The 5,950-nt window shown below is 62.1% G+C and carries 4 protein-coding genes; all 4 read right to left on the reverse strand.

Annotated elements, in window-relative coordinates:
- Window positions 1-49: 49 nt before the first annotated feature.
- The gene (upp, locus tag B2994_RS05665) at window positions 50-691 is read right to left on the reverse strand and encodes a uracil phosphoribosyltransferase (RefSeq protein WP_291527397.1); all 642 of its coding nucleotides are present in this window, start codon (window positions 689-691) and stop codon (window positions 50-52) included.
- 1,739 nt (window positions 692-2,430) lie between these two features.
- A complete protein-coding gene (locus B2994_RS05670; protein WP_349675659.1) occupies window positions 2,431-3,099 on the reverse strand; it encodes a hypothetical protein in 669 nt (222 codons plus the stop codon).
- Window positions 3,095-4,183 carry an NUDIX hydrolase gene (locus B2994_RS05675; protein WP_291527398.1) on the reverse strand — a complete coding sequence of 363 codons (1,089 nt, stop codon included), beginning with the start codon at window positions 4,181-4,183 and terminating at the stop codon, window positions 3,095-3,097. Before B2994_RS05675 ends, B2994_RS05670 begins: the two co-directional genes overlap by 5 nt.
- Before the next feature lie 291 nt (window positions 4,184-4,474).
- Window positions 4,475-5,950: polyphosphate kinase 1 (ppk1, locus tag B2994_RS05680; protein WP_291527399.1), on the reverse strand; the 1,476-nt coding region annotated here is incomplete at its 5' end.

Genomic DNA, 5,950 nt, shown 5'->3' on the forward strand with positions numbered 1-5,950 from the left:
GGGACCTCATCGTTCGTGACGCGCTGTGTTGCGTGTTGCGTGCTGCGCGTCAGTCGATGACGCCGTACAGGCGGTCGCCGGCGTCGCCAAGGCCGGGCACGATATAGCACTTGTCGTTGAGCTTCTCGTCGACCGCGCACACCACAACCTTGAAGTCGATGGACGGATCGATATGCTCCTCGACGAACTTGATGCCTTCGGGGGCGGCGATGATGTTGATGGCGGTGACGTCCTTGGCTCCACGCTCAACCAGATAATGCGTGGCCGCAACAAGCGTGCCGCCGGTGGCCAGCATCGGATCGATCAGGAAGCATTGGCGGCCCGTAAGATCTTCGGGCAGACGATTCGCATATGTGACCTGCTGGGTGGGGTGTTCCTCATCGCGCTTCATGCCCAGAAAACCGACTTCCGCGGTGGGGATGAGGCGGGTCATGCCATCAAGCATGCCCAGGCCGGCGCGCAGCACGGGGACGATCAGCGGGCGCGGTGCGGCCAGCTTTTTGCCGGTCATGGGCGCGACCGGGGTCTCGATGGGTTTGTCCACCACGGACAGGTTGCGGGTGGCTTCGTAGGCCTCGAGCATAACGAGTTCGGAAACCAGCTCGCGGAAAATGGCGGAGGGGGTGTTCTTGTCGCGCAGTACGGTGAGCTTGTGCTCGACCAGCGGATGATTCAATACATGGAGTTCCATACTTTACAGCCTAGCGCCTGATGGTTGCGGTCGTGCACGTGGGGGAGCGGCCGTGTTGCGCATTGGCCGAGCCGAGTGACGGGTAACGGGGGAACAAGAGAGGAAGCGCCGAACCGTGAAAGCGCCTGTCGGCGCAAAGGCCGCTCGCGGCGGCAAAAAATGGAGCCCGGGGCTTAAGCACGGCCCGACGCGCTCTTTAGTATAGGGTATGACTTCGCCAATATGCACGTCGGCATGCCGAGTCTGTGGTATTTTGCGTGATTTTTGGTCGATGTCGTGCGGTTGTTGGTGAGTTGACTGGCTGATTGGGCGCTGGAACGCGTTTGGGTGGGCGACCGGCGAATCTATTTTTGATTCTTTCATATCTGGCGATATATCAATGCGTTTTTAGTGGTGAAAACGGTGGATACAACGTTATAGGAGCCTGTTTTTGGGGCATGTGGTCGAGCCGCTTTCCACAGAAAATGTGGAAGAATCTAAAAAAGATTCTTTCACAGCGGCCGAAGCCTCCGGCGATGGCAGCTGCGTCCCTGCCTCAGGGAGTTCGAGCCTGTGATGGGGCTGCTGTTGTGCTATTCCCTCAAAATTCGGTCAGTCATCCGGACCCCCTGGTCGGTACGCGCAATCCGGTAGCCGTCGTGCGTGGCCCGGTCGTTTACTGCACCGAGGAATCCGGCAGCCTGAAGCCGCTATGAAGCTGCCGTATCCACTGCATCGCCGCCGCCGAGACCGCCGACGGGGTGCATAGCCGACGAGCTCAACGACATCGAACGCGTGGAGGTTCCAGCTTCCAAGCGTGCGAAGGACGGCGATGATGTTCCGTTGCATGCGGACGCCCATGAGACTCTGCCAGACCTGCCAGTCATGCCGAAGCTCATTTCGTACCACGCACAGGCCTGCCGTGAGATCGGCTAGATGCAGGTTTGGTTCGTTTCCGACTTCTGAGAGTCGCAAACGAATCCGTTCCAAATTCACGGATGCTTGGACCCATACGGGTGTCCGCGCTGTATAAAAACTAGGAAACGGAATAAAACAATGAGCGCAACAACTGCTTCGGCACGGTCCGGCGTTGCAAAGCTGCCGCTGAGGGAGAGGCCTCCTTCATCTTCTGCGTTATGGCCGGTAGTCTGCTGCCCGTCACCATTTCGTCGTACATCATGCATTTCCCATACGGATGTGATTTCCGCCGTGGTGTGGGGTTTCGTCGTGGGCCGCGCCAGCGTCAAGCGGGGGCAGAGCCGCCCGTGATTCCTGCGGCTATGCGTGCTGTTCGCGGTTGCCGCTTCCATCGCGTTCATCGCGCCGAGCCTGCCGAAGTCTGTCGAGCGACGGCATGAAGTTCTGGTATGTCCGATCTCCTACATTCTGGCCGCCGGCGCCAAAGGAAAACTGGCAGTGGGATACTCTTGGTTTGTGGCCTTCATGGTCTACTTGGCTGCCCAGTCTGCTCCGTCATCTTCTGGGCGAGTGACGTCAGCGGCCATGCAATCGCCTGTGATATGCCGTTCGGCATACTGGGTCGACACCATGGACTATGCGAATTGAAGACCAGTGTGCATGCCGCGAAGCTGAACAAGTGAGCCGTCGCCTCCAGCCTGATTCGTTCCATTCTCCGTATTCGCCGGCGGCGCTGGGATGCGGGCGAATACGGAGAATGGGTGGATCCGTCCCACTGTGATGGTTCGCGTTGGTGCGGTTGTGGCGGCTGCGGTTGTATGGTTTTGGCCGCTTGCTGGACGTTATTCGAGTTTGCCGTGTCGCCAGAGGCTGGCGCCGTGGCGGAAATCGTTGGCGGTGTGCTGCAGGGACGCGGCGTTGTGCATCAGTCGGGCCGTCATGGTGCGGCGGCGCGCTTCGGTTCGGAGTCCCGCGCATACCACATCGCAAAAGGCGCTCGCGCGTTCCAGCGCCACGGCGAAGTCGCCGGTGAAAGCCCCGGAGAGGATCGAGTCGGCGATGCGGGCGATGTCGTCCTCGGTGGGGGCCTGGTCCACGCCGGCGATGGCCGATGCCGCGGTGGCCACGGGTTCGCCCACGCGCCAGAGTCGTGAGATGGAGTCGCGGTTGCGGTGCATCCATGTGCGCAGCATGTAGAGGCGCCAGAGCACTCCTGGCAGCGAATCCGGCTCGGCGTGGCTCCAGAGTTCCGCCACCAGATCCACTCCCTCGGTGTCAACCAGCGTGAGCACGCGGGCCACCACTTGGGGGTCCTGGGTGCGGTGCACGCGGTCCAGCAACGAGGCGGCCGTGGTGTGGGCCAGTTCGCTGATCCGTTCGGGATCCTCGCCGCCGGCGATTTGGTTGACCATTGCGGGGTCGAGTTGCGAGGGGCGTGCGGGTCGTGATGCACCCAGTCGTGCCGGGGCGAATGATGATCCGGCTGCGTGAACGGATCCGGAGGAACTAATAGACAAGTGGCGTCACTTTCTGAATGTCGATGATCTTCGGGCCGCCGGCTCCTGTGACCACGCGCAGGACTATTGCCGTGCCGGTGGGCATGTAGGGGGTCGATCCGATCAGGCGTTTACCCAGCGCCTTGGTTATGCACAGTTTACGCAGATGGGTGAAGATTCCCCCGATAACCGGCCTGTGCATGCAGATGGCCGTGTTGTTGCCGGTCGTCAGGGCCCGTGTGATTTCCGAGAGGAAGGAGTCCCATGACGATTCGGGATTGGCCGCGTAGGCGTCCTCGGTGAGTGGTTCGACGGAGTGCAGCGGCAGTCCGGTCTGCCAGGAGTACGCTTGCAGTGTTTCACGGCATCGCACCCATGGGGAGCTGACGAGCCGCGTGGGATTGAAACAGGCGAGTTCCCGGTTGAGCGAGAACGCCGCCGCGGCCCCGCGTGGGGTGATCGGACGTTCCGCGTCGCTGCCGGTCCACGTTTTGCGGGCTTCGGCTTTGGCGTGCCTTACCAGCAGGATGGTGTGCGCCGCCGTGTCGCCCTCCTCCACGCGGTCGACGAAGGAGTCGAGGATTTCGCGGTCCAGCGGATGGGACAGCACATGCCGTGTGCGGGGGATCGGCAGCCAGACCACGTTGTCGATTTCGTTGCGGTCTGCCAGATGGATGGGGCCGAAGGCCAGATGACGCAGCAGCGCCTGCTCGCTGGTGATGGGCCGGGCCGTCCAGTAGCGCACATGCTTGGTGCTGACGCCTTTGAGTTTGCTGCGTTTGGTGTTGTGGCCCTCGTCGGCGAGTGGATATTCGACGTCGCCAAGGTAGGTGCCGAGTTCAACCGGCAGACCTGTTTCCTCGCCGATTTCGCGGACGGCGGCGTGGCAGTGCGTTTCGTTGGGGTCGAGTTTGCCCTTGGGCCATGTCCAGTCGTCGTATCGTGGGCGATGGACCACACAGACTTCGAGCTCCTCCAAGGCGGAATGTGGCATGGCTCCCGTGGGTATGCCGCCGTTGTCCGAGAATTTCATCCATCCCCGGAAATCGTTGCGCCATCGGTAGAGCACGCCTCCAGCTGCCTCTACAACCTGTGCCATGTCGGTCCTTCCGGATTGCTGTATGCGTTTCTATTCTCCGCGTCATCGTGGTTGGTGTTCCGTTCCCTCGCGACGACGTTGTGCGGTGGCAGTGGGTTGGCGTACGTTGCGTAACCGTTTGACTATGTTGTTTTGTCGCTGCGATTCCGAGTACGCAAAAGGCCGATGTCCCGGTGGGAATCGGCCTTTACTTCCAGACGCAGATTTCACGATAGCACAGATGCGCGGCGGCGGGCGGAGGACGACCGTCGCCGCGTCCATCAATCGATTCGCTCTGGGCGGCGTGGCGACTCAGCGGTTGCCGCGTCCGCGCGAGTGCCTGCGGATCAGATAATCCTGGCAGTCGACCAGCGGCTGACCGTTCTCATCCGTGGAATGGCGCTCATAGGTGCCGTCCGGCAGCATATGCCAGGAGCTGGTGGTGTCCGCCATCTGCAGGTCGATGTATTTGATGAGCTCATCCACCTGTTCCGGGGCGCTGATGCGAACCAGCGCCTCCACGCGACGATCGAGGTTGCGGTGCATCAGATCGGCGGAACCGATCCACACCTCCGGGCCGGAAATCGGTCCCTCGCCGATCTGCGGCCCGTCGGAGTTGCAGAAGGCGTAGATGCGGGAGTGCTCCAGGAAGCGTCCCAGGATGGAGCGTACGCGGATGTTCTCGGACAGGCCGGGAACGCCGGGCTTCAAGGCGCAGATGCCGCGTTCGACGATGTCGATTTTGACGCCGGCCTGCGAGGCGCGGTACAAGGCGTCGATGGTCTTCTCGTCGACAATGGAGTTGACCTTGATCTTGATCCAGGCCTCCTTGCCGGCCTTGGCGGCCTCCTCCTCGCGGCGGATGCGGGCGACCAGACCGGTGCGGATGGTGCGCGGGGCGACCAGCAGACGGTGGAAGCTCGACTTCGGGGCGTAGCCGGACAGCTGGTTGAACAGTCGCGTCAGGTCCTGACCGACCACCGGGTCGCAAGTGAGCAGACCCAGATCGGTGTAGATACGGGCGGTCTTCGGATTGTAGTTGCCGGTTCCCACATGGCAGTAGCGCCTGAGGCCGTCCGGCTCCTGGCGCACCACCTCGATGAGCTTGCAGTGCGTCTTCAGGCCCACGATGCCGTAGACCACATGCACGCCGGCGCGTTCCAGCTTGCGTGCCCAGGCGATGTTGGCGTCCTCGTCGAAGCGGGCCTTGATCTCCACCAGGGCCAGCACCTGCTTGCCCGCATGCGCGGCGTCGATCAGCGCGTCCACGATCGGGGAGTTGGAGCTGGTGCGGTACAGGGTCTGCTTGATGGCCAGCACGTTCGGGTCGGCGGCGGCCTGCGCCAAAAACGCCTGGACGGAGGTGGAGAAGGAGTCGTATGGATGGTGCAGCAGAATATCGCGCTCGCGGATCGCGGCGAAAATATCCTGGGCGCGGCTCGATTCGACCTCGGCGATCTGACGGTTCGTGGTCGGAATGAACGAACGGTATTTGAGATCCGGCCGGTCGATGCCGCCCAGTTCGAACAGCACGGTGAAGTCCAGCGGAGTGGGCAGGCGGTACACCTCGTCGGCGCTCACGCCAAGCTGGTCGGCGAGCAGCTGGGAGAGGAACGGGCTGGTGCTGTCCGAAATCTCAAGGCGGATCGGCGGTCCGAAGCGGCGGCGCAGCAGTTCCTTCTCCATCGCGTTGAGCAGGTTCTCGGCGTCGTCCTCCTCGACGTCGATGTCTTCGTTACGCGTGACGCGGAAGGATCGCGCCTCCTTGATGATCATGCCGGGGAACAG

The sequence above is a fragment of the Bifidobacterium sp. UBA744 genome (assembly GCA_002298605.1).
Lineage (GTDB): Bacteria > Actinomycetota > Actinomycetes > Actinomycetales > Bifidobacteriaceae > Bifidobacterium.

Coding starts and splice junctions, on each gene's coding strand:
- upp (WP_291527397.1), bottom strand. CDS start 691: ATGGAACTCCATGTATTGAATCATCCGCTGGTCGAGCACAAGCTCACC.
- B2994_RS05675 (WP_291527398.1), bottom strand. CDS start 4,183: ATGGCACAGGTTGTAGAGGCAGCTGGAGGCGTGCTCTACCGATGGCGC.